This window comes from Gloeobacter kilaueensis JS1 (genome assembly GCF_000484535.1).
In the GTDB taxonomy this organism is placed as follows: Bacteria; Cyanobacteriota; Cyanobacteriia; order Gloeobacterales; family Gloeobacteraceae; genus Gloeobacter; species Gloeobacter kilaueensis.
Map to the genome: position 1 here is coordinate 3,330,107 of NC_022600.1, position 20,253 is coordinate 3,350,359.

General features: G+C 59.4%; 21 protein-coding genes. 13 read left to right on the forward strand and 8 right to left on the reverse strand.

What is annotated here, in order from left to right; all coding sequences use genetic code 11:
• Positions 1–70 precede the first annotated feature (70 nt).
• From GKIL_RS15420 to rfbD, 4 genes are read right to left on the reverse strand one after another with little or no spacing between them, the layout of a single operon-like run.
• Positions 71–1,138 carry a glucose-1-phosphate thymidylyltransferase gene (locus tag GKIL_RS15420; protein WP_023174659.1) on the reverse strand — a complete coding sequence of 356 codons (1,068 nt, stop codon included), beginning with the start codon at positions 1,136–1,138 and terminating at the stop codon, positions 71–73.
• A complete protein-coding gene (locus GKIL_RS15425) occupies positions 1,138–2,553 on the reverse strand; it encodes a sugar transferase (RefSeq protein ID WP_023174660.1) in 1,416 nt (471 codons plus the stop codon). Before GKIL_RS15425 ends, GKIL_RS15420 begins: the two co-directional genes overlap by 1 nt.
• Before the next feature lie 4 nt (positions 2,554–2,557).
• On the reverse strand, positions 2,558–3,595 hold the full coding sequence (gene rfbB, locus GKIL_RS15430) for a dTDP-glucose 4,6-dehydratase (RefSeq protein WP_023174662.1): 1,038 nt from the start codon (positions 3,593–3,595) through the stop codon (positions 2,558–2,560).
• Positions 3,592–4,473, reverse strand: coding sequence for a dTDP-4-dehydrorhamnose reductase (rfbD, locus tag GKIL_RS15435; RefSeq protein ID WP_041243992.1), 882 nt, complete (start codon positions 4,471–4,473; stop codon positions 3,592–3,594). The genes rfbB and rfbD overlap by 4 nt, the downstream gene beginning before the upstream one ends.
• 308 nt (positions 4,474–4,781) lie before the next feature.
• Here rfbD and ychF point away from each other — a divergent pair, with 308 nt between their 5' ends.
• The 3 genes from ychF to GKIL_RS15450 all read left to right on the forward strand — a co-directional run bounded on the left by ychF (position 4,782) and on the right by GKIL_RS15450 (position 6,525).
• Positions 4,782–5,873: a redox-regulated ATPase YchF gene (gene ychF / locus GKIL_RS15440; protein ID WP_023174665.1), complete on the forward strand. Its 1,092-nt coding sequence runs from the start codon at positions 4,782–4,784 to the stop codon at positions 5,871–5,873.
• Positions 5,874–5,983: 110 nt separating this feature from the next.
• A complete protein-coding gene (locus GKIL_RS15445; protein WP_023174667.1) occupies positions 5,984–6,301 on the forward strand; it encodes a DUF4258 domain-containing protein in 318 nt (105 codons plus the stop codon).
• Complete coding sequence (locus GKIL_RS15450) at positions 6,298–6,525, forward strand: hypothetical protein (protein WP_023174668.1); 228 nt, start codon at positions 6,298–6,300, stop codon at positions 6,523–6,525. Before GKIL_RS15445 ends, GKIL_RS15450 begins: the two co-directional genes overlap by 4 nt.
• Positions 6,526–6,681: 156 nt before the next feature.
• Here GKIL_RS15450 and GKIL_RS15455 read toward each other — a convergent pair whose 3' ends face one another.
• Positions 6,682–7,428: an SDR family oxidoreductase gene (locus tag GKIL_RS15455; RefSeq protein WP_023174671.1), complete on the reverse strand. Its 747-nt coding sequence runs from the start codon at positions 7,426–7,428 to the stop codon at positions 6,682–6,684.
• 136 nt (positions 7,429–7,564) lie between these two features.
• Here GKIL_RS15455 and GKIL_RS15460 point away from each other — a divergent pair, with 136 nt between their 5' ends.
• The 3 genes from GKIL_RS15460 (at position 7,565) to GKIL_RS15470 (ending at position 11,302) form a co-directional block, all read left to right on the forward strand.
• Positions 7,565–8,815, forward strand: coding sequence for a cytochrome P450 (locus GKIL_RS15460; RefSeq protein WP_023174673.1), 1,251 nt, complete (start codon positions 7,565–7,567; stop codon positions 8,813–8,815).
• A gap of 114 nt (positions 8,816–8,929) precedes the next feature.
• Entirely contained in the window at positions 8,930–10,294 is a 1,365-nt protein-coding gene (locus tag GKIL_RS15465) for an MFS transporter (protein ID WP_023174674.1), read from the forward strand.
• Between the two features lie 81 nt (positions 10,295–10,375).
• The gene (locus GKIL_RS15470) at positions 10,376–11,302 is read left to right on the forward strand and encodes an ROK family protein (protein ID WP_023174675.1); all 927 of its coding nucleotides are present in this window, start codon (positions 10,376–10,378) and stop codon (positions 11,300–11,302) included.
• 5 nt (positions 11,303–11,307) lie between these two features.
• Here the strand turns inward: GKIL_RS15470 and GKIL_RS15475 are convergent, their stop codons facing one another.
• Positions 11,308–12,225 carry an AraC family transcriptional regulator gene (locus GKIL_RS15475; RefSeq protein ID WP_023174676.1) on the reverse strand — a complete coding sequence of 306 codons (918 nt, stop codon included), beginning with the start codon at positions 12,223–12,225 and terminating at the stop codon, positions 11,308–11,310.
• Between the two features lie 239 nt (positions 12,226–12,464).
• On the opposite strand from GKIL_RS15475, the gene GKIL_RS15480 reads away from it, so the two are divergent.
• The 3 genes from GKIL_RS15480 (at position 12,465) to GKIL_RS15490 (ending at position 14,919) form a co-directional block, all read left to right on the forward strand.
• The gene (locus GKIL_RS15480; RefSeq protein ID WP_023174677.1) at positions 12,465–13,454 is read left to right on the forward strand and encodes an aldo/keto reductase; all 990 of its coding nucleotides are present in this window, start codon (positions 12,465–12,467) and stop codon (positions 13,452–13,454) included.
• Between the two features lie 99 nt (positions 13,455–13,553).
• Positions 13,554–14,354, forward strand: coding sequence for an alpha/beta fold hydrolase (locus tag GKIL_RS15485; protein ID WP_023174678.1), 801 nt, complete (start codon positions 13,554–13,556; stop codon positions 14,352–14,354).
• 64 nt (positions 14,355–14,418) lie between these two features.
• On the forward strand, positions 14,419–14,919 hold the full coding sequence (locus GKIL_RS15490; RefSeq protein ID WP_023174679.1) for a hypothetical protein: 501 nt from the start codon (positions 14,419–14,421) through the stop codon (positions 14,917–14,919).
• A 6-nt stretch (positions 14,920–14,925) separates the two neighbouring features.
• Here GKIL_RS15490 and GKIL_RS15495 read toward each other — a convergent pair whose 3' ends face one another.
• Positions 14,926–15,585: a 2OG-Fe dioxygenase family protein gene (locus GKIL_RS15495; protein WP_023174680.1), complete on the reverse strand. Its 660-nt coding sequence runs from the start codon at positions 15,583–15,585 to the stop codon at positions 14,926–14,928.
• A 243-nt stretch (positions 15,586–15,828) separates the two neighbouring features.
• On the opposite strand from GKIL_RS15495, the gene GKIL_RS15500 reads away from it, so the two are divergent.
• Entirely contained in the window at positions 15,829–17,070 is a 1,242-nt protein-coding gene (locus GKIL_RS15500; protein WP_023174681.1) for a cysteine desulfurase-like protein, read from the forward strand.
• Position 17,071: 1 nt separating this feature from the next.
• Here the strand turns inward: GKIL_RS15500 and GKIL_RS15505 are convergent, their stop codons facing one another.
• Positions 17,072–18,148 carry an RMD1 family protein gene (locus tag GKIL_RS15505; RefSeq protein WP_023174682.1) on the reverse strand — a complete coding sequence of 359 codons (1,077 nt, stop codon included), beginning with the start codon at positions 18,146–18,148 and terminating at the stop codon, positions 17,072–17,074.
• Positions 18,149–18,210: 62 nt separating this feature from the next.
• On the opposite strand from GKIL_RS15505, the gene GKIL_RS15510 reads away from it, so the two are divergent.
• The 3 genes from GKIL_RS15510 (at position 18,211) to GKIL_RS24890 (ending at position 20,240) form a co-directional block, all read left to right on the forward strand.
• The gene (locus GKIL_RS15510; protein WP_023174683.1) at positions 18,211–18,612 is read left to right on the forward strand and encodes a DoxX family protein; all 402 of its coding nucleotides are present in this window, start codon (positions 18,211–18,213) and stop codon (positions 18,610–18,612) included.
• A 25-nt stretch (positions 18,613–18,637) separates the two neighbouring features.
• Positions 18,638–19,510, forward strand: a complete 873-nt coding sequence (locus GKIL_RS15515; protein ID WP_023174684.1) for a heme-dependent oxidative N-demethylase family protein — start codon at positions 18,638–18,640, stop codon at positions 19,508–19,510.
• A 106-nt stretch (positions 19,511–19,616) separates the two neighbouring features.
• Positions 19,617–20,240: a hypothetical protein gene (locus GKIL_RS24890; protein ID WP_023174685.1), complete on the forward strand. Its 624-nt coding sequence runs from the start codon at positions 19,617–19,619 to the stop codon at positions 20,238–20,240.
• Positions 20,241–20,253 lie beyond the last annotated feature (13 nt).

Below are 20,253 nucleotides of genomic sequence, written 5' to 3' on the forward strand. Positions count from 1 at the left end.
CGCGCCTCACGAGGTCCACTGTATCTTACCGGTTGTTTGCAGTCGTCTAGAACACCAGCGACGACGCCTTTTAAAGCTCGATGAGCGAGTCGTCGCCCAGCAAAAAGCGGTGGGCCTCGGGCTTGCCGGTGTGGCGGGCAATCACCGTGCGCTGGCCAATCAGACTATCGACGATGCGCCCGGCGTCGCTGATGCGCGTCCCTTCCATGACGACGCTGTGCTCGATATCGACGTTCTTAAGCTGCACGCCGCCGGCGATGCTGGTATAAGGACCGATGTAAGTGTCTTCGATCTGGCAGTCGTCGCCGATCGTGACCGGACCGCGCACCGTCGATCGCACCAGACGGGTGCCGGAGCCGATGCAGACGCGGCCAGAAATTTTGCTTCCGCTATCGAGGGTGCCGGCCATCGGGCAGTGGGTGCGCTCGTCGAGGATGATCCGGTTCGCTTCGAGCAGGTCGTCTTTTTTGCCGGTATCGAGCCACCAGCCGGTCAGTTCGACCGATTCGACCCGAGAGCCCATCGCGATCAGCTGCTGGATGGCGTCGGTGATTTCCAGTTCACCGCGAGCGGAGGGGCGGATCGCGTCGATCGCCTTGTGGACCAGGTGCGAGAACAGGTAGACCCCCACCAGCGCCAGATCCGAGGGGGGCTGCTTTGGCTTTTCGACGAGCCGCTGCACCCGGCCCTGGGCGTCCAGTTCGGCCACACCGAAGGCGGTCGGGTTGGCGACGCGCTTGAGTAAAATCAATGCCTCCGGCTGGGCGCTCTCGAAGCGATGCACCAGCGTCTCAAGCCCGGTCTGGATCAGGTTGTCCCCCAGGTACATCGCAAAATTGCCGTCCCTTAAAAAAGGACGGGCGATCTGTACGGCGTGGGCGAGTCCCAGCGGTTCCTCCTGCAGGATGTAGCGGATGCGCGCTCCAAAGCGCTCGCCATCGCCGGTGAGGGCGCGCACCTGATCGCCGGTCTCAGGGGAGATGATGATGCCGATATCATGGATGCCCGAGGCGACCATCGCCTCGATGCCGTACCAGAGGATGGGCTTGTTGGCGACGGGCACCAGTTGCTTGGCCCCGGTGTAGGTGAGCGGACGCAGCCGCGTGCCCTTGCCGCCTGAGAGAATTAATCCGCGCATCAGTACGCTCCCTGTGCCCGCAGCACGACGCCGACAGTCTTGAAGAGAATCTCCAGATCGAGGGCCAGCGACCAGTTCTGGATGTAATAAAGGTCAAGGCGCACCACATCGTCGAAGTCCTTGAGATCCGAGCGGCCCGAAATCTGCCACAGTCCAGTGATCCCCGGCAGAACCAATAGCCTGTCGTAGTGCCACTTTTCGTACTGTTCGACCTCGGCGGGCACCGGCGGACGCGGCCCGACCAGACTCATCTCGCCTATCAACACGTTGATGAGCTGGGGCAATTCGTCGAGGCTGGTGCGCCGCAAAAAAGCACCCACCGCCGTCACCCTCGGATCGTTGCGCAACTTGAAGAGCGGCCCCTGCACCTCGTTTTGGGCCATCAACTCCGCCTTGCGCTGCTCTGCATCGACGTACATGCTGCGAAATTTATAGATCCGAAAAGGGCGGCCCCGCACGCCGACCCGCTGCTGGACAAAAAAGACCGGCCCCGCTGAATTGAGGCGAATCGCCAGGGCGATCGCCAGAAAAAGGGGCGAGAGCACCAGCAGCGCCGTCCCCGCAAGCAAGATATCGACCAGGCGCTTGAGACGAAAGTCCATGCCGCTGATGAGGGGCGGGCTGACCTCGACCGTCGGCAGGCCGCCCAGGATGCGGGGGGTGCCGATCTGCCTGAGCAAAAGCTCGCCTCGATCCGGCACCCAGCGCACGGTGATCCCGGCGGAGCGCAGACCCCGGTAAAAAGCCGGCAAGCCAGGCAGATAATCGATCGTCGAGACGGCGACCTCCTGGGCCTCACTGGCGATCACCCGCTCCAGCAGCGAGGAAAGATTGTCAGCGCTCGGAGCGGCGTAGCCCACCACCCGGTAACCCACCGTCGCCAGCTGCCTTTCGATCTGCGCCTGGCGATCGCCCAGGGCGACGATAAACGTCGGAATGCAAAAGTAGTGCCGCCGCCGCAGATAGAAGATGATGCGCTTGACGATCTCCCGTCCGAGGCCCGCCAGGATCATGCTCAAAAACCAGGCCGCCACCAGCACCGAGCGGCCAATCGGCAGCACCAGGCCGGTGAGGACAAACCAGCCCAGGTGCAACAGCAGCACCGACAGGCTGATGGCGATGAGCAGATCCCGGTAGCTGCGCCAGTAGCTGCCCCCCCGGTAAAGACCACGCAACGCAATCACTGCCACCATAAAGCCGGCGATAAGCCAGATTGGCACCCCTTTGAAGTTCAAGTATCCCGGCTCGATCTTCAAAGCGTTCCACTGTCCGGCCAGCGACCAGGCACTTAAAAACGCCAGATAATCGCTGATCACCAGCAACACCAGCCGCGACCACTTCATCAAGGTAGTGCGCCGCACCCGCAGGCCAAGCCCGGCCCGCACATCGACAAACGAAGCGCTGCTCGAAGACATAGCGTTACACCTGGCGAGAAGGGAAAGAAAGCGCCTGATGGGTATGCCACCAGGAGCGGTTATCGATGTACCACTCGACGGTACGCCGCAGCCCGCTCTCGAAGCTCTCGCGGGGCCGCCAGCCCAGTTCCGTCTCGATGCGCGTCGGATCGATGGCGTAGCGGCGGTCGTGACCGGGCCGGTCGGTGACGGGGGTGATCAGTTGGTGAAATTGTCCGGCACGCTCCGGATAAATGCTGTCAAGAATGTCACAGATAATCCGTACCGTATCGATGTTGCGCCGCTCGTTGCGCGTGCCGATATTGTAAGTTTCGCCGAGTTGACCGCGCTCGATCACCGCCTCGATGCCGGAGCAGTGATCGGCGACGTACAGCCAGTCGCGCACCTGCAGGCCGTCGCCATAAACAGGCAATACCCGGCCTTCGAGGGCGTTGGTAATCATCAGCGGAATCAATTTTTCAGCAAACTGGTACGGGCCGTAGTTGTTGGAGCAGTTGGTGGTCACTACCGGCAGGCCGTAGGTATGAAAGTAGGCGCGCACCAGGTGATCGCTCGCTGCTTTGCTGGCGGCGTAGGGACTGTTGGGCCGGTAGGGCGTCGTCTCACTAAAGGGGGGATCTTCCGGACCGAGGGTGCCGTAGACTTCGTCGGTCGAGACGTGCAAAAAGCGGCAGTCGGTCTGCTCGTCTTCCCAGTAGCGGCGCGCCGCCTCCAGCAGGACGAACGTTCCGCGCACGTTCGTCTCGATGAACGGTTCCGGACTTTTAATCGAGCGATCGACGTGGGATTCGGCAGCAAAATGCACGATCGTGTCGATTCGTTCTTCTTCGAGCAACAGCCCCACCCGCCCGGCATCGCAGATGTCGCCCACGACCAGTCGCAGTCGGGGATCGCTCTCGACGGTAGCCAGGTTGGCGCGACTGCCGGCGTAGGTGAGCTTGTCGAGCACCACTACCCGATCGCCCGGATGGGCAGCAAGCCAGTGATGGACGAAGTTGCTGCCGATGAATCCGGCTCCGCCGGTGACCAACAGATGCCTCATCGCTTTTCCTCCTGCTCGTATAACTGGGCGAGCATCCGCCGCAAGCCCTTGCGCCACTGGGGCAGGGGCGCGCCGAGCAACTGGGCCGCTCGGGCAGTAGCGAGGACAGAATAGGCGGGCCGGGCGGCGGCGGTCGGGTAATCGGCGGTGGCAATCGGCTCGATATCTCCCAGCCGAAAGTCCTTTTCCCCCAGCGCCTCTGCCTCCTCGACGATCGCCACGGCAAAGTCGTACCAGCTTGTCACGCCGCTGTTGGTGAGGTGATAGATCCCACCGGCGGCGTTCCCATCGGCCAGCCCCACCAGCGCCACCGCCAGATCGTAGCTCCAGGTAGGCGAGCCGACCTGATCGGCGACGACCCGCAGCCGCTCGCGCTCCTTTGCCAGGCGCAAGATCGTGCGCACGAAGTTAGACCCCCCGACGCCGTACAGCCAGGCGGTCCGCACGACCAGATGGGCATCGCTGCTCTGGAGCACCGCCACTTCTCCTGCCCGCTTGCTCTGGCCATAACTGCCCAGGGGCCGGGTCGGAGCATCTTCCGGGTACGGCGTACTGGCCTGGCCATCGAAGACATAGTCGGTCGAAATATGGATGAGCCGACAATCGTAAGCCTGGCACGCTCTGGCGAGTAGGCCCGGTGCGAGGGCATTGACCTGCCAGGCCCGCTCACCTTCCGATTCTGCTTTATCGACCTGGGTGTAGGCGGCGCAGTTGAAGAGCACGCGCGCCTGGGTGCGCGCCAGAACTTTTTCGATCGCCTCAAGATCGCAGATGTCCAGTTCTGCTCTGGTGCAGGCCAGGAAGGCACGGTCCTGCCCGCCCAGCACCAGGGCAAGATCGTGCCCCAACTGCCCGCCTGCCCCAGTAATCAAATACATAAAAACCACTTCCAGCCAGCAGCGCCGGCGACAAACAATCCAACCAGGCACCGATCGCCTAGCAGCACACTTCTACCCAGCAAGTGAACCTCACCGAACGCTCACTACTCTCGTCCCGGTCGCCCTGCCGCTTGAACTTTACCATATTTCATATATGTCTCCAGGGGCAAATCGCCGCTCTCATCGGACTTTTTGCCGATTTCTCAACCAGGAACAGCATCAACCGTGGCACTGTCTGCGCCGCGATGGACTGTGCGGCTGGCGGACCAGAAGCATTAAGATCGAGTAACAATTTGCATCCGCACCCTATGCTCAAGACAGGCATCGTCGGCTTGCCCAACGTCGGCAAATCCACTCTCTTCAACGCCCTGGTCGAAAACGCGAAGGCCCAGGCGGCCAATTTTCCCTTCTGCACGATCGAGCCCAACACCGGCATCGTCAATGTGCCGGACGAGCGGCTGGCTGTCCTGGCGCGCATCGTCTCCACCCGCACGATCATCCCGGCCCGCATCGAGTACGTCGATATTGCCGGTCTGGTGCGGGGGGCAAGCCAGGGTGAGGGGCTGGGAAATCAGTTTCTCTCGCACATTCGCCAGGTCGATGCGGTCGTCCACGTCGTGCGCTGCTTCGAGAATGCCGACATCGTTCACGTCGAGGGCTCCGTCGATCCGGCCCGCGACATTTCGACGATCAACCTTGAACTGGCCCTCGCGGATCTGGGTCAGATCGAAAAGCGGCTGCAAAAAATCGGCAAACAAAAAAACAGCAAGGAGTACGCCGTCGAGATGGGCGCGATCGACAAGATCACGCCGGTGCTCAACGACGGGCGACCGGCGCGGGCAACCGACCTCAGCGAGGCCGAAAAGCAGAGCATCCTGCACCTGGATCTGCTGACTTTCAAACCTGTGATCTACGCCGCCAACGTCTCAGAGAGCGATTTAGCGGCGGGGGGCAACGCCTACACCGAGCAGGTCGCCCAGATCGCTGCCGCTGAGAACGCCCAGATGGTCGTCCTCTGTGCCCAGTTGGAGGCTGAACTGGCCGAACTCGACCCCCAGGAGCGCACGGCCTTTCTCGCCGATCTGGGCGTCACCGATTCGGGCCTGCAAAAGATGATCCAGGCCACCTACAGCCTGCTCGGTCTGCAAACTTTTTTTACTGCCGGTGAAAAGGAAGTGCGCGCCTGGACGATCTCCCAGGGCACCACCGCTCCCCAGGCAGCAGGGACCATCCACACCGACTTCGAGCGCGGCTTTATCCGAGCTGAAACCGTTGCCTACCGCGACCTGGTCGCCACCGGCTCCACGGTCGCTGCCCGCGAGAAGGGCCTGCTGCGCTCGGAGGGCAAGGAGTACGTGGTCAAAGACGGCGACGTGATGCACTTTCGCTTCAACGTCTGATGTCTTACCGGTAGTCATTTACCCCTTTGCGTCAAGAAATCTTTCTGGGTTCTCGACGCCTGCCTCAGATGCTACATTTGCGATGCAGAATAGGGCAATAGGCAACAGGCGTGATCGGTGTTGAGGAGTTGACCGAAGCAATCTTCCAGGGCAACTTTAAGGTTACGCTCCATGCTCAGCAGGCTGCTGCTGTCGATGATCTTGAAATCGTCTACGTGGTTACAAGCGTGGTTGCATCAGGTCAAATTATTGAGCAGTATCCGAATGCCCGTATCTCTCCAGCTTGCCTGGTACTGAGCACTGGTCTGGGAGGTGAGCCCATACACACCGTCTGGGGCTATCATCAGCCTGATAGACGGGCTGCTCTGATTACAATCTATCGTCCTGACTCGGACAACTGGCAACCTGATTGGAGGACGCGCAGATGAGCGATTTCGAGGAATTGCGTTTGTGGGCACAGGCGCAAATCGATAACAGTGCCAAGCCGGAAGTGCGACCCGATATCGGGGTGACTGTGCTGCAGCTGCTCGATTATCTGACTGAATTGCAGGAGGGCGCAACTATGGATGGCTCTGCCACTGAAAAGCCAGGATCACCGGTGCTCGATCCCGAGCTGCTCGAAAAAATGCTGCGCCTGCATTCTCAAAAGTAATGCATCCTGGCTGGTACCAGCAGGAGCATTCTGACGACCACCTGCTGCAGCAACTGTGCTATCAGGATGACGGCGGTACGCTGGGACTGTTTTAACACTGTCCTTTCGGCCCGATGGGTTGATTGTGACTCAGCCAGCCTGAAAGTTAGTCATGCCCTACCAGGGCAGCGGCTCGCCCTGGTAAAAGAAGCCGCCACTTGGTCCGTCCTCGTCCAGCAGAGCGAGTTCAACTCCGCTTCTGGCTCCTTCTTCGACTGTCATCGTCGCTCCGACACTGCCGATCTCAGTCATCACCCAGCCGGGGTGGGCGCTGTTGACCTTGATTGGCGTGTCACGCAACTCGTAGGCCAGGTGAATCGTAAAAACATTCACTGCCGTCTTGGAGGCGTCGTAGGCAAAGGGTTTGGAATGGTAGAGCACCGAATGGGGATCGGCGTGCAGCGTCAGCGAAGCCATGATGCTCGAGATATTTACGATGCGGCCCTGGGGACCCTTGCGCAGGAGCGGCAGAAAAGCGCGGGTAACGTTGACGAGCCCGAAGAAGTTCGTCTCAAAAGTCTGGCGGATCGTCTCATCTGAGACCGTAATAACAGTGCTGATGCCCCACTCGTGCTCCAGCATCACCCCTGCGTCGTTGATCAAGATGTCGAGGCGGCCAAAGCGTTGTTCAACCTGTTGGACAGCAGAGCGAATCGAGTCGGTCTGAGTCACATCGAGGGTTAAAGGATGGGCATCGCTCCCCTCCTTTGACAGCTCGGTGGCAGCAGCCTCCGCTTTTTTTGGATCGCGTGCGGTAACGAGCACGGTAATTCCCTTTTGGGCCAGTTGACGGGCCGTCTCAAGGCCAATACCCCGGTCGGCACCGGTTACAAGGGCGACCCTGTGATTGGTAGAATTCGTCACCCTCAAATCTCCTCTCAATCGTTTCCTTGGGCCATCTGCTGCTAAACTATAGAGCAAACGCATTTACTCGTCCACATCCATTACCTGATGGAGGGCAAACGAGCAAAGCCGTCACTGCTTCGAGGACGAAGATCAGATGACACTCATTCCAGGTTCATCCGTCCATCCGGATCCCAGAGAAGGGGAAGGTTTTTTCCTCAACAGTCCGCAGAAATTGGACAATCCGTTCCCCGATCTTCAATACTTCCGAGAAAACCGTCCCATCTTCTTTTATCCGCCCCTCGACCAGTGGTTTGTCTTCAAGTACGACGCTGTGAACGAACTGCTCAGTGATCCCAGACTCAGCGCCGATCGGATGAAGGGATTTGTGGATAAAGTGCCCGAGGAAGTGCGCGAGGAATTCAAAACAATTGCGCCTCTGTTGACGATGTGGGTATTGATGCAAGATGGAGAAGATCATGCTCGGCTTCGCAACTTTTTGTACCTTGGATTTAATGGCACCGTTGTTCATGACCTGAAGGAGCAGACACAAAAATCAGCCGATGAACTTCTCGATCGAGTCGAGCGCCAGGGGTACATGGATGGTTCCAGCGATTATGGCTTTGTGCTCACTGCCTACGTCCTTTCCGACTTTTTGGGCGTCCACAAAGAAGATCGCGATCAGGTTATCCAGTGGTCCGTAGACTTTGTCGATTTTTTTAATATCGTTCCGATCACAGTCGATACGACACGACGACTTGTGCGAAGCACCAACGGGCTCAGCCAGTACACGCGGGGTCTGATCGCGGAGCGGCGCGCCAACCCTCAGAATGATTTTTTGACCACACTGATCCGCGCAGAAAACGAGGGGGGCCACTTTAGCGATGACGAGATCGTAGCCAACGCTATGCTCTTCTTGCTGGCTGGCCATCTGGCGGTGAGAAACCTGATAGGCAACGCCATTTATTTACTCTTGACCCATCCCGAGCAGTATCGCCAGCTTCTGGCGCAGCCAGAATTATTGGAGAATGCTGTCGAGGAGACGCTGCGCTATGAGCCGCCAGTTATCTTGATCCCACGGATTGCCAACGAAGATTTTCTATTTAATGGAAACCGCTTTCGTCAAGGGCAACTCATCCAGCTCAGCATCGCTTCTGCCAACCGCGATGCAGACCACTTCTCTATGCCAGATCAATTTGATATCACCAAAAAGCCAGGTAAGATTTTGAGCTTCGGTCACGGTCCCCATACCTGTCTGGGAGCAGTTTTAGCCAGGCAGGAGGCAATTATTGCCCTCGAAACGTTGTTCCGGCGCTTTCCTACGATTAAGATCGCTGAAGACAAGCAAATCCAGTGGTACCGCAATGCCGGCAATCGTGGACCCCAGAAGTTACCTTTAGTGTTTTGAGCGAAAAAGGCATTTCAGCCCATCTGCCCTGGGACAGTGCTAAAACTGTCCCCTCCAGGCGGCCAATCAAGTGTTTTTCATCCAGGCTAAAAGTAGCAACCTGCAGAGTCCCCTGTGCCCACTACCCCCAGGTCCGAACGTCTGAGTCTCGCCCAGAAACTCGCCTACGGCGCGGGCGATTTTGGCCCAGCGGTCGCCGCCAATTTGCTCGTCTTCTTCTGGCTGCCTTTTTTGACCAACACGGTTGGTCTGGCTGCCGGGATCGCCGGGAGTATTCTCAGCATCAGCAAAATCTGGGACGTGGTGAACGACCCGGTGGTGGGGGTGCTCACCGACCGCACCCGCAGCCGCTGGGGCAGGCGGCGTCCCTGGTTGCTGTTTGGGGCGATACCCTTTGGCCTCGCCTTCTTTGCCCAGTGGCTGGTACCTTTTCCCGGCAACCTGAGCGCCTCTTTCTGGTACTACCTGGCCCTGGCCTTGGTCTTCAGCTCGCTCTACGCCGTCGTCAACCTGCCCTACACCGCTTTGACGCCGGAACTCACCGACGATTACGACGAGCGCACCAGCCTTTCTAACTATCGCTTTGCCTTTTCGATCGGCGGCAGCTTAATTTCTGGCGTCACCTTTCCGCTCATCCTCCAGCAGTTCGGCGAGCGCAGTGCCCTCGCTCACGCCGTCGCTGCCGGGCTCTGGGCTGTCCTCTCGGTCCCGCCCCTGTTCTGGTGTTTTTTGGGCACCCGCGAGCGCTACCAGGCTGCCCCGGCCTCGACGATTCCGCTTATCGAGCAGTTGCGCATCGCCTTTGCCAACCGCGCCTACCTCTACGTCGTCGGCCTGTACCTGTGCTCGTGGCTCGCGGTGCAACTGGTAGCGACGGTCGTTCCCTACTACGTCAGTTTCTGGATGCGCCTTTCGAATAACTGGCTGGCCGGGACGATCCTCGCCATCCAGGGCGCTGCCTTCGCCGCCCTGTTTGTCTGGAATGCGGTGAGTGAACGCATCGACAAGCAAAAAGTCTTCTACCTGGGCATGGTCTTTTTGCTCACGGCGCTCACGGGCCTCGCTTTCCTGCAACCTGGCCAGCAAAACTGGATGATTGCCCTCTCGGTCGTTGCCGGGATCGGCGTCTCGACGGTCTATCTGATTCCCTGGTCGATGTTGCCGGATGTGATCGATGTGGACGAACTGGAGACCGGTGAACGCCACGAAGGTGTCTTCTACGCCTTGCTGGTGCTGCTGCAGAAAGTCGGCCTCGCCCTCAGCCTGCTCCTGGTAGGCCAGATTCTCCAGTTTTCCGGCTTCGAGGGCACCGCCTCCCAGCAGCCGGATTCCGCCCTACTTGCCCTGCGCGCCATCATCTGCCCGATCCCGGCGGTTGCTCTGTTGGGCAGCCTGCTCTTTGCCTGGCTCTACCCGATCACCCGCGAAAAACACCAGCAAACTCTTTTAGCCCTGAAGGAGCGGCGTCAGCAACTCTAGCTACGACGCTTCTTATCTACCACGAACTGTTGTAGAACAGGTTCTGCAGGCTTTTTGGTTTCAGGAAACGGACAGTCAGAAATGTCTGAACCCTCCCACAGCATGATCGAAGACACGGCGAAGATCGGCATCGACCTGGGCGGCACCAAGATCGAGTTGATTGTTCTTAGCAGGGATGGACAGGAACTTTACCGCCGCCGGGTGGCGAGTCCACGGGGCGATTACGGGACGACGCTGCGCACACTCCGAGATCTGGTGCAGGCGGCGGAGGAAGCAGTCGGTGTGCGGGCGAGTGTCGGCATCGGCATTCCAGGGATCGTCTCGCGCCGCACCGGACTGGTCAAAAATGCCAACTCTACCTGGCTCATTGGCCATCCCTTCGACCGGGATCTAGAAGAGCTGTTAAGCCGCCCCGTCCGCGTCGAGAACGACGCCAACTGCTTTGCCCTCTCGGAGGCGACGGACGGCAGTGCCTCCGGTAAGGCAGTGGTCTTCGGTGTCATTCTGGGCACCGGCGTCGGCGGCGGGCTGGTGGTGAATGGCGGGATCGTGCAGGGGGCAAACGCGATTGCCGGGGAGTGGGGGCACAATCCACTGCCCTGGCCCGAGGCGGACGAGTTGCCCGGTCTGGAATGCTACTGTAGCCGCCGGGGCTGCATCGAAACGTTCCTGTCCGGTCCTGCCTTCGAGCGCGATTACCGGCAGAAGATTGGCAAAGCACTCGGGGCGGCGGCGATTGTCGAGCGCGCCGAAGCGGGCGATCCGCAGGCGGTGGCTGTGCTTGAGCGCTACTATGACCGGCTGGCGCGGGCTCTGGCCCATCTGATCAATATCGTCGATCCGGCGGCGATCGTCCTGGGGGGCGGGCTCTCACAAATCCGCTCCCTCTACGAGGCGGTGCCGGAGCGCTGGAGCCGCTATATCTTCTCGGATACCGTGGACACGCAACTGCTGCCGCCCAAGCACGGCGATGCCAGTGGCGTGCGTGGGGCAGCCCATCTCTGGTAGCGCGATCAGGCAATCCGCAGTCGTTCGATATCCTTGATGGGCGGTGCGCCAAACATGCGCGAGTATTCGCGGCTGAACTGCGAAGGGCTTTCGTAGCCGACCCGGTAGGCAGCAGTCGTGGCATCGGCATTTTCGGCAAGCATGATCTGACGCGCTGTTAGTAATCTCAACTGTTTTTGATACTGCAGGGGACTCATAGAGGTGATTTCTTTGAAGTGGCGGTGGAAAGATGAGACGGACATATGGGCCTGCTCCGCCAGATCTTCGATGCGCAGCGGCGCTGTAAAATTGACCTTGATGTGTTTAATCATCGCAGCGATGCGCTGCATATTGCTGCCGGAAGTGGCAATCTGACGAACCGCTTCTGCCTGTTCTCCCACAAGCAGGCGGTAATAAATTTCACGTACAATCATCGGTGCAAGAAAGGGAATGTCCTGCGGTGTGTCCAGAAGTCGGGTCAACCGGATCGCACAGTCGATCAAAGCGGGCTCAGCGTCGCTGATAAACCAGCCTCTGACCGATTCTTTCTTGACTGGAGCCGGATGAATCTGGGCAATGATTTCACAAAGTTGAACGGGGTCCAGATTGATCTTGACACACAGGTAGGGCCGTTCGGGAGTGGCATCGATAATAGAACTGCTGAGCGGCAGATCTACCGAAACGACAAGATACTGGGCGACGCCGTAGTAATAGACTTCTTCATCCAGTAGCACTGCTTTTTTGCCCTGAACGACGATGGCAAGCAGCGGTTCGCTGATCGCCGGTGCCACCACCGAAGCATTTGGCTGCCGGATAAAGGACAGTTGCGCGATTTCCGTGGTGTGAACGCTGCTGTTCTCACCCGCTGTGTGGCGATCGACTAGAGCTGATAATTCTTCACATCTTGTGATCGCAGGCTCTCGGTAGGATATCTTGCCAGTCATACTCCATTCCAAATGTGCGTACCCCGATGGGATCATTATAAAAAATCTTTCTGCGCTGTCTGCCCCCGGCTTGAGAGAATCGGGTAATCATCTGCAAGGTTTGGGTATTGGGAAAAGTGTCCGTCAGACCTACGATAAATCCAGGCTGCTTGATGTCCTTTCAGTCGTTCGATGAGCGGCAAAGCAGGTATAGGCATCGGATCAGCAGCGCAGAGAAAACAGTCCTTTCAGGAGAATCTATGAAGACGCGGACGCTTGGAGCGCAGGGTCTGAAAGTCTCAGCCCTCGGTCTTGGTTGCATGGGCATGAGTTGGGCCTACGGCAGCGCCGACGAGGACGAAGCCATCGCTGTCATTCACCGTGGGATCGAGCTTGGGATCACGTTTTTTGACACTGCCGAAGTGTATGGGCCGTTCACAAACGAGCAACTTGTCGGTCGTGCCCTGCGGGGCCGCCGCGAGCAGGTGGTGATCGCCACCAAATTTGGCTTCGCGATTCATCCTGGAGATAGCTACAGTCGCGGCCTCAACAGCAAGCCTGAGCACGTCCGGGAAGTGTGCGATGCGTCGCTCAAGCGTCTGGGCACCGATTACATCGACGTGTTCTATCAGCATCGCGTCGATCCGGCAGTACCGATCGAAGAGACGGTCGGTGCGATGGCCGAACTGGTCAGGGACGGCAAAGTCCGCTACCTGGGGCTGTCGGAGGCCAGTGCGAGCACGATTCGCCGCGCCCATAAAGTGCATCCGATTAGCGTCCTCCAGTCAGAATATTCGCTGTGGGAACGGGGGCCGGAGGCGCAGGTTCTCCCCACATTGCGCGAATTGGGGATCGGCTTTGTTCCCTACAGCCCGGTGGGCAGAGGCTTTCTCACCGGTCAGATCAAGCGCTTCGAAGACTTTGCGGCGGACGACTACCGCCGCAGCGATCCGCGCTTCCAGGGCGAAAACTTCGATCGCAACCTCCAGCTCGTCGATCGCGTCCGAGAAATCGCTCAACAGCTGAACGCAACGCCCAGCCAGATCGCCCTCGCCTGGCTGTTGCACCAGGGAGATGACATCGTGCCGATTCCTGGAACAAAGCGGCGGACGTATCTCGAAGAGAACGCGGCGGCGGCTGAGATCGCTTTGCGCCCCGATGTGCTCGATCAACTCAATCGGGCCGCCCCGGTGGGAGCAGCCTCCGGCGAGCGCTACGGCGAGCGGCTGATGGGCACCATCGATCGCTGAGGCCGCGCCTTCTGTTCGGAGGGAAGGGGAGCGCTTAACTGTCTGGTTAAAACCAGTTACATTCGTTCAGCAGCGCGTTGAAGCTGGAGAGACCGCCGGATGGGCGTCCACCTCACCCCCGAACAGTTGCAGACCCTCCCCGAGGCGGAGCGCCTGACCAGGGCGTTGCGGATGTTCGTCACGCCAAGACCGTTCGAGCGGCGGCCCAAAGAACGGCTGCTGCTTGCCTCCGGTACGGCCCTGCATTTCGAGGGAGGACTGGCTGCCACCAGTTGGGGAGAAGGGCCGCCGGTGCTTCTGGTGCATGGTTGGGACGGGCGCGGCACCGATATGGCCCCCTTCGTCGCCCCGCTGGTAGCCGCCGGCAGGCGGGCAATTGCCCTGGACGGCCCGGCCCACGGGGACTCAGCAGGTAGCGAGAGCAGCATGGTGCGCTTTGCCGAGGCGATTGGCGCGGTCGGGGCAGAGTTGGGCGAGCTGGCCGGAATCGTCGGCCATTCGGTAGGAGCTGGAGCGACCGTGCTCGCCCTCGATCGGGGCCTCACTGTTCGCAGGGCGGTGCTCATCGCCGCTCCCGCCACCGTCGAGGGGATCATGCGGCGCTTTTTGCACATTCTCGAACTGCCCGAGAACTGGCTTCCAGCTTTTCAGGCAATGGTCGAGGCGGAGGTGGGCGTCCCGGCAGCCGCCCTCGACCTTGTACATATCGCCGGACAGCAGCGCATTCCGGCCCTCGTCGTTCATGCCGACGACGATCGGGAGGTGCCGGTTACAGATGCTCAGGCAATCGCCCGCGCCTGGCCGGGTGCCAGGCTCTACCGGGTAAGCCACTGCGGCCATCGGCGGATTCTGCTCGTGCAGGCGGTGGTCGATGAGGCGGTGAAGTTTTTGCTCGACTGAGCGATTGCCTGCGAAACCCTCGGTTATTCGTGGGATAATCTCTGCAGTCACAGGACACCAGACGATGCAAAAACGACTGCTTCCGCTCCTTACAGCCATCGCCATCAGCTTCGGTGCCGCCCTTCCTGCCGTTGCCACCACCTATACCGACCGGCGCGGGCAGGTCAGCTTCAAGATCCCCAGCGGCTGGAAAAACATCAGCCGGTCCGCCGATTATGCCTACTTTGTCACCGCCGACGGCAGCGTGGGCATCCTGGTCCGCTCGCTTCCTGCCTCCAATCTCACAAGTGCGGTCGAGACGGCGATCGGCCAGGCCCAGCAGGTCATCCCCGACCTCAAGCCTACCGGCGGTGCCAAAAAAATTACGATCAACGGTCTGCCGGCCACCACCCAGCTCGGTACCGGCACGATGAAAGGCGTCGGCAGTGCGGCGGTGAATCTGGTGATCGTGCGGACCCGGCCCGATAGCTACCTGTTATTTATGAGCACGATCGACCGCAGCGTGTTCGACCAGGGCCAGGAGGCGGTGAGCTACGTGATCGGCAGCATCCGTCCCAAACAATAGATATCGCTAGGCCGCCGAGTCGATGCGCTCCGATTGTTCCTCCACGCCAATCGCCGTAAAGACGAAGGCATCGCGCACGCCCCTCCCCGGCTGTTGCACGCGAATCGGCGAAGTGTAGTGAAACAGTTCGCGGTCGTTAATTACCAGTAACTCACCCGGATTAAGGGTCCAGCGGAGAATAGGACGCCCCTGCTTTTCGCGATAAAGAAGCGTCTCGCCGCCCTGGAGGTTGTCGATGCCGACGACGTAGATGCCGATCACCTGAAAGCCGTCCTGGTGAACCCCTTCGGGAGCGGGATAGCCCTCGTGGCCCTCCGAACAGCTGATTTCAAGTTGATGCGCACCGATCTCGATCGCCCTTGCCGTCAGCCCCGAGAGCCGGGCAAAGGTGACAAGTAACTCTTGAAAGCTCGGAAGATTGGCCAGCGCCTCTTCGAGGGGCTGGTAGGAGCGGACGATCCCGCCGAGTTTGGCGTTATAGTCACTGCTTTGAAAAAAAGTGTGATGGGGCAGTTTGATCAAACCTGCAGCTGATAGTTGAAACCGGTCGAAGCGCCGGGTTCGATAACCACCAGGGGTATACTGGTCGGCTGGAAGCGATGCAAAGTACGCACGGATCTGGGAAACATCCAGTTCCAGCCGCTGCAGGGTAAACAACTGTTCCATGAGCGTTGCCTCGCTGCTGCATCTGGCCCCATTATAACTGCTTGCCAGACGAAAGTGTTACCGGATAAACATTTTTATACGCTACAAAACTTACCAGACTATTAGGAACATTGTCCTACCCCGTTTGGAGTATCATTCCAGGGCGGCGGCGGCATTCTTGATTTTGCTGCGTATAAATACTCGTCAGTTGTTGTCTGCAAAGCAATTGGCTCCCAGGGTAGATTATGGAAAGTGAGATCAAAGATGACGATGAAGAATGCACTCGATCTGGGATTTGTTCGCAGGCAATTTCCGGCCCTGGCAGGAGAGTGGACGTTTTTTGACAATGCGGGGGGTTCGCAGATCCTGGGGCGGGTCGTCGATCGGCTGGCGGATTTTTTGCTGAGCACCAACGTGCAGTTGGGCGCGTCCTACGCCGTCTCCGAGGCCGCTACCGCCCGCCTGGCCACCGCCCGGCAGGTGATGGCCGACTACATCCATGCCCGCTACCCGGAAGAGATCGTCCATGGCTCCTCGACCACCCAGTTGCTGGCCAATCTTGCTCTTGCGATGGTGCCGCTGTTGCGCCCCGGCGATGAGATCGTCGTCACCAACTGCGATCACGAATCGAACGTTGGCCCCTGGGTGCGGCTAGGCGAGCGGGGCATCGTCGTCAAATTCTGGAAGGTCAACCCCGACAGTTCTGCCCTCGAACCGGCGGACCTGGAGCCGCTTTTAAGCGAACGGACCCGCCTGGTCTGCTTTAGCTACGCCTCCAACGTCGTCGGTACCATCCATCCGGTCGCCCAGATCGTCCAGCTTGCCCGCCGCTACGGGGCGCTCACCTGCGTCGATGCCGTCGCCTACGCGCCGCACCGGCCCATCGACGTGCAGGCGCTCGACGTCGATTTTTTGGTCTTCAGCACCTACAAGCTCTACGGGCCGCACGCAGCGGTGCTCTACGGCAAGCGCGATCTGTTGCTGGAACTGGCGGGCATCAACCACTACTTCATCGAGCGCCACGAGATTCCCTACAAGCTCCAGCCCGGCAACGCCAACTTTGAACTGGCCTGGGCGACGACCGGCATCGTCGATTATTTCGAGCAACTGGCCGCCATGCAAGAGGGACCACCGGCAGAAAGCTACCCAGAGCGCATCGCCCGTGCCTTCGAGCCCATCGCCGCCCACGAGGAGGCGCTGAGTGCCCGGCTTCTCGCCTATCTCACTGCCCAGCCCAACCTGCGCATTCTGGGCCAGAGACAGGCTGAGCGCCACCTGCGGGTGCCGACCATCAGCTTCTGGGTGCCGGGCCGGGCGAGCTGGACGATTCCTCCCAAAGTCGATGCCTTCAAGATCGGTATCCGCTGGGGCGATTTTTATGCCCGACGGCTCATCGATAGCCTGGGCCTCACCCCCACCGGCGGCATCGTCCGCGTCTCGGCGGTCCACTACAACACGATCGAGGAAATCGACCGGCTGATCGCAGCCCTCCAGACCGTACTCTAAGCTAGCGCGCAAGTGCCAGAACGATCTCCGCCAGGATCAAGCCGATGATCACCAGTTCTAAGGTCTGGCCCTGGGCAGTGTTCACCCGGTCGGTGAGAAGCTGGTAGAGGTTGGCAACGATATCGAGCTTGCGCGAAATCGAGCTTTCCCACTCCTGCAGATAAAAGCGGCGGGTGCCGACCGAGTAGACGCGGGCCAGATACAGGTCACCAATCAGCTTCAGGGCGTTATCGACCCGCTCCGAGAGGAGCGAAGATTCGATCCGCAGCTCCGCCAGATCCTCGATCGCCCGCCTGTGGGGCGTGCGCAGAGGAATCGGCCACTCCGCCCGCTTCTGGATCAGCCCTTCGTAGTCGCCGATGCGCCGGTCAAGCTGGGCGTCGATGTAGCGCGCCTCCAGCAGCTCGACGTTGAGTAGCTCCAGCACATTCAGCGTGTCCCAGTAATCCTGGTCGTAGATGATCGCCGCGTTCCAGTCGATCACCACCAGATCGCTCTCGTAGTAGGAGATATGTTGCTCCAGCGCGTCCTGCTGCTGTTCGGCACTCAAAGGCCGGGTATCGAAGCGCAGTACCTGGGCGAGGGCAGGCCGGTACTCCATGAGCAACTGGGCACTACCCAGGGGCGCATCGAGCTTTTCGATCACGAACAGGTAATAGTCCTCGACCAGCTCCGCCAGTTCCGGACGGCTGACGGCGGGCGCAATTTTTTGCACCAGGCGTTCAAGCTGCTCCCTGGCATGGGCCTCCAGAGCGAGGCCATACAGTTGCTGGCTCAGTTCGGGCAGCTTCTCCAGATCCAGAGCGTTCATCGGCCAGCGGTAGGCGAGGCTGACCGCGCCAAAGTCAAAGACCGTCGCCTGGATCTGCCCTGGCCGCTCCACCAGAACCGGAGCGTCCCCCAGATTGAGCAACTGGGGCGGTCGGGTGTACTGCAGATAGTCGGGCGTCTTTTTTTTGCGCGACAAAGGCGGCACCGGGGCAGAAAGGAGTAGCTCCCTCACCCGCTCCAGCGACACTTCGTAGCCGATATCGAAGGCAAACAGGGCAACGGCCTGGCCCTGCAGAATCTGAACCATGCCCTCACTCTAGCCGCTCGCGGGCAACCGGGCAGGGAGTGTTCTAGGCTGGACTTATTAAGATGGACCTTGCGGTGGAACGCTTCAAATTCCCCCTGCGCCTGCTTCTGAGTGCCTTCATGATCGCAGCGGGTTGCCTGCACTTTCTCAACCCTGCTCCCTTCGTCAAGATCGTGCCCGCCGCTCTACCGGCCCCGGCGCTGCTGGTCTACATCAGCGGCTTTTTTGAGATCCTGGGCGGTATCGGACTCTTGCTTCCACCGCTTTGCCAACCGGCCTCCTGGGGGCTCATCGCGCTTTTTATCGCCGTCTTTCCCGCCAACATCAACATGGCCGTCAACGATATCGTCCTCGAAGGCATTCCCCATATCCCGTGGCTCTACTGGCTGAGATTGCCGCTGCAGGCTGTCCTCATCGCCTGGGCCTGGTGGGTGGGACAACCTGCAAGCGAGACTAAAGACTAGCGATGTAGAGAGCAGGTGTGCCCAGATGCCCAGGTATTTCCCCTACGCCGACGGCCAGTGGCGGTTACATATCGGCTTGAGCGCCCTCGATCTCAGCGAGTGGATCGAACTGGACGAGGAATACCCCGTCTACCTGGCCCGCAAGCAGCAGCTCCTTGCCCAGCGCCGCGACGAGGTGCTGGTGAACCTGCCGGACAGCCTGCCGGAGCAGATAGAAGTGCGGGACTTGCTCATTGCCCATCTGCTGCAGCGCTTTCCCGAGCATTACCAGCGGAGCGGCCAGCAGGTAGACAACCGGATCACAGGCGAAAGCTGGAACATCGACGCCTTCGCTTCGCCGCTGGAGCTGGCCTCTCGGCTCGTTCAAGAAGATCTCTGCATCCTCAGACCTGCCACCGGAGCCTACGTCCTGAGCGCTGCCTGCGTCTGTTTTCCCTCGCGCTGGTCTCTTGTCGAAAAACTGGGCCATCCCCTCGCCGCGATCCATGCCCCCGTACCAGGGTACGGCGAGCAGTTGGCCAGACCCGTGGACCGCTTCTTCGATCGGCTCCGGGTCGAAGCACCGATGCAGCGGCTCAACTGGACGATCGTCGATTCACCTGCCCTCTTTCTGCCCCCCGATCACCCCCGCGCCGCGCCTATCGCTGCCTCCGAGGCCGGAGAGCACCTCTGGATCCGCATCGAGCGCCAGACCCTGCGCCGATTGCCCACCACCGGAGCCGTTCTTTTCACGATCCGCACCTACGTCCATCCCCTCGCCTGTCTGGAAGGGCAACCGGAGATGGCCCGCGCCCTGGCCGAGACTGTGCATCAGATCCCGGAACCGATGCAGCTGTACAAGAGCATCTTGCCGGTGCGCGAACCCCTGCTCACTTACCTGACAAAAATCAGTCATTAACTGTGTAAAGGCCAAAAATTTTTTCGGTAGTTTCACATTAGATTGCTGCATATTTTATGCGGCAGCTCTCTATGGGTATTCAAATCCCCCTACCGGAGAAGCGCTCATGACTTCTTGGATAATTACTGCTGTCCTCCCTGGTGCCCAATTGCCCAAGATTATCAGGGCTGGTCAACAGGCACCTGATCCGGCTGGAGTTACGCCTGGTGTTACTATCATCGACGAAAATGACGTTCTATACACCCACTCATCGTTGGTAGAGTTGCGGCCAGTTAACCCCAGTTCTCGCGATGTAAATGCGGTGGCGAGATTGGATCAAAATTCACAAGTTACACTGCAACAAGATGGGCCAGCCATGATGCTAAAGCCCCTGGAGGGGAATCTCTTTATCAACAACCCCACTCCAGCCGTTTTCGATCCAACCAGTTATGGATTTCACACCAGCTCAAACGGCAAGTGCATCCCGGACTTACAGCAAATTTATCTGGTGACAGAGGGCCAGTCAGCGAATCATACGCTTTACAGCCTGATTGGAGATACAAATGTGTACGGCAACGTACGCTCTGGAGGAAGCCAACAATATCTCCTGGCAGGCACTGTGGCTCAGAACTTCAAGGCTACCTACAATGGGCAGGTGACAGGATTAGCTACGTCTTCTCAAATTACTCAAGAAGAGCGCGACGACATCAGAAATCGCTTCCTCAACTCAGGTTGGCAACCATTGCCGTAGTCGATAAATAATT

Coding starts and splice junctions, on each gene's coding strand:
- GKIL_RS15475 (WP_023174676.1), bottom strand. CDS start 12,225: ATGACTGGCAAGATATCCTACCGAGAGCCTGCGATCACAAGATGTGAA.
- ychF (WP_023174665.1), top strand. CDS start 4,782: ATGCTCAAGACAGGCATCGTCGGCTTGCCCAACGTCGGCAAATCCACT.
- GKIL_RS15490 (WP_023174679.1), top strand. CDS start 14,419: ATGCAAAAACGACTGCTTCCGCTCCTTACAGCCATCGCCATCAGCTTC.
- rfbB (WP_023174662.1), bottom strand. CDS start 3,595: ATGAGGCATCTGTTGGTCACCGGCGGAGCCGGATTCATCGGCAGCAAC.
- GKIL_RS15425 (WP_023174660.1), bottom strand. CDS start 2,553: ATGTCTTCGAGCAGCGCTTCGTTTGTCGATGTGCGGGCCGGGCTTGGC.
- GKIL_RS15510 (WP_023174683.1), top strand. CDS start 18,211: ATGGACCTTGCGGTGGAACGCTTCAAATTCCCCCTGCGCCTGCTTCTG.
- GKIL_RS15420 (WP_023174659.1), bottom strand. CDS start 1,138: ATGCGCGGATTAATTCTCTCAGGCGGCAAGGGCACGCGGCTGCGTCCG.
- GKIL_RS15450 (WP_023174668.1), top strand. CDS start 6,298: ATGAGCGATTTCGAGGAATTGCGTTTGTGGGCACAGGCGCAAATCGAT.
- GKIL_RS15470 (WP_023174675.1), top strand. CDS start 10,376: ATGTCTGAACCCTCCCACAGCATGATCGAAGACACGGCGAAGATCGGC.
- GKIL_RS15495 (WP_023174680.1), bottom strand. CDS start 15,585: ATGGAACAGTTGTTTACCCTGCAGCGGCTGGAACTGGATGTTTCCCAG.
- GKIL_RS15485 (WP_023174678.1), top strand. CDS start 13,554: ATGGGCGTCCACCTCACCCCCGAACAGTTGCAGACCCTCCCCGAGGCG.
- rfbD (WP_041243992.1), bottom strand. CDS start 4,473: ATGTATTTGATTACTGGGGCAGGCGGGCAGTTGGGGCACGATCTTGCC.
- GKIL_RS15480 (WP_023174677.1), top strand. CDS start 12,465: ATGAAGACGCGGACGCTTGGAGCGCAGGGTCTGAAAGTCTCAGCCCTC.
- GKIL_RS15460 (WP_023174673.1), top strand. CDS start 7,565: ATGACACTCATTCCAGGTTCATCCGTCCATCCGGATCCCAGAGAAGGG.
- GKIL_RS15505 (WP_023174682.1), bottom strand. CDS start 18,148: ATGGTTCAGATTCTGCAGGGCCAGGCCGTTGCCCTGTTTGCCTTCGAT.
- GKIL_RS15515 (WP_023174684.1), top strand. CDS start 18,638: ATGCCCAGGTATTTCCCCTACGCCGACGGCCAGTGGCGGTTACATATC.
- GKIL_RS24890 (WP_023174685.1), top strand. CDS start 19,617: ATGACTTCTTGGATAATTACTGCTGTCCTCCCTGGTGCCCAATTGCCC.
- GKIL_RS15500 (WP_023174681.1), top strand. CDS start 15,829: ATGACGATGAAGAATGCACTCGATCTGGGATTTGTTCGCAGGCAATTT.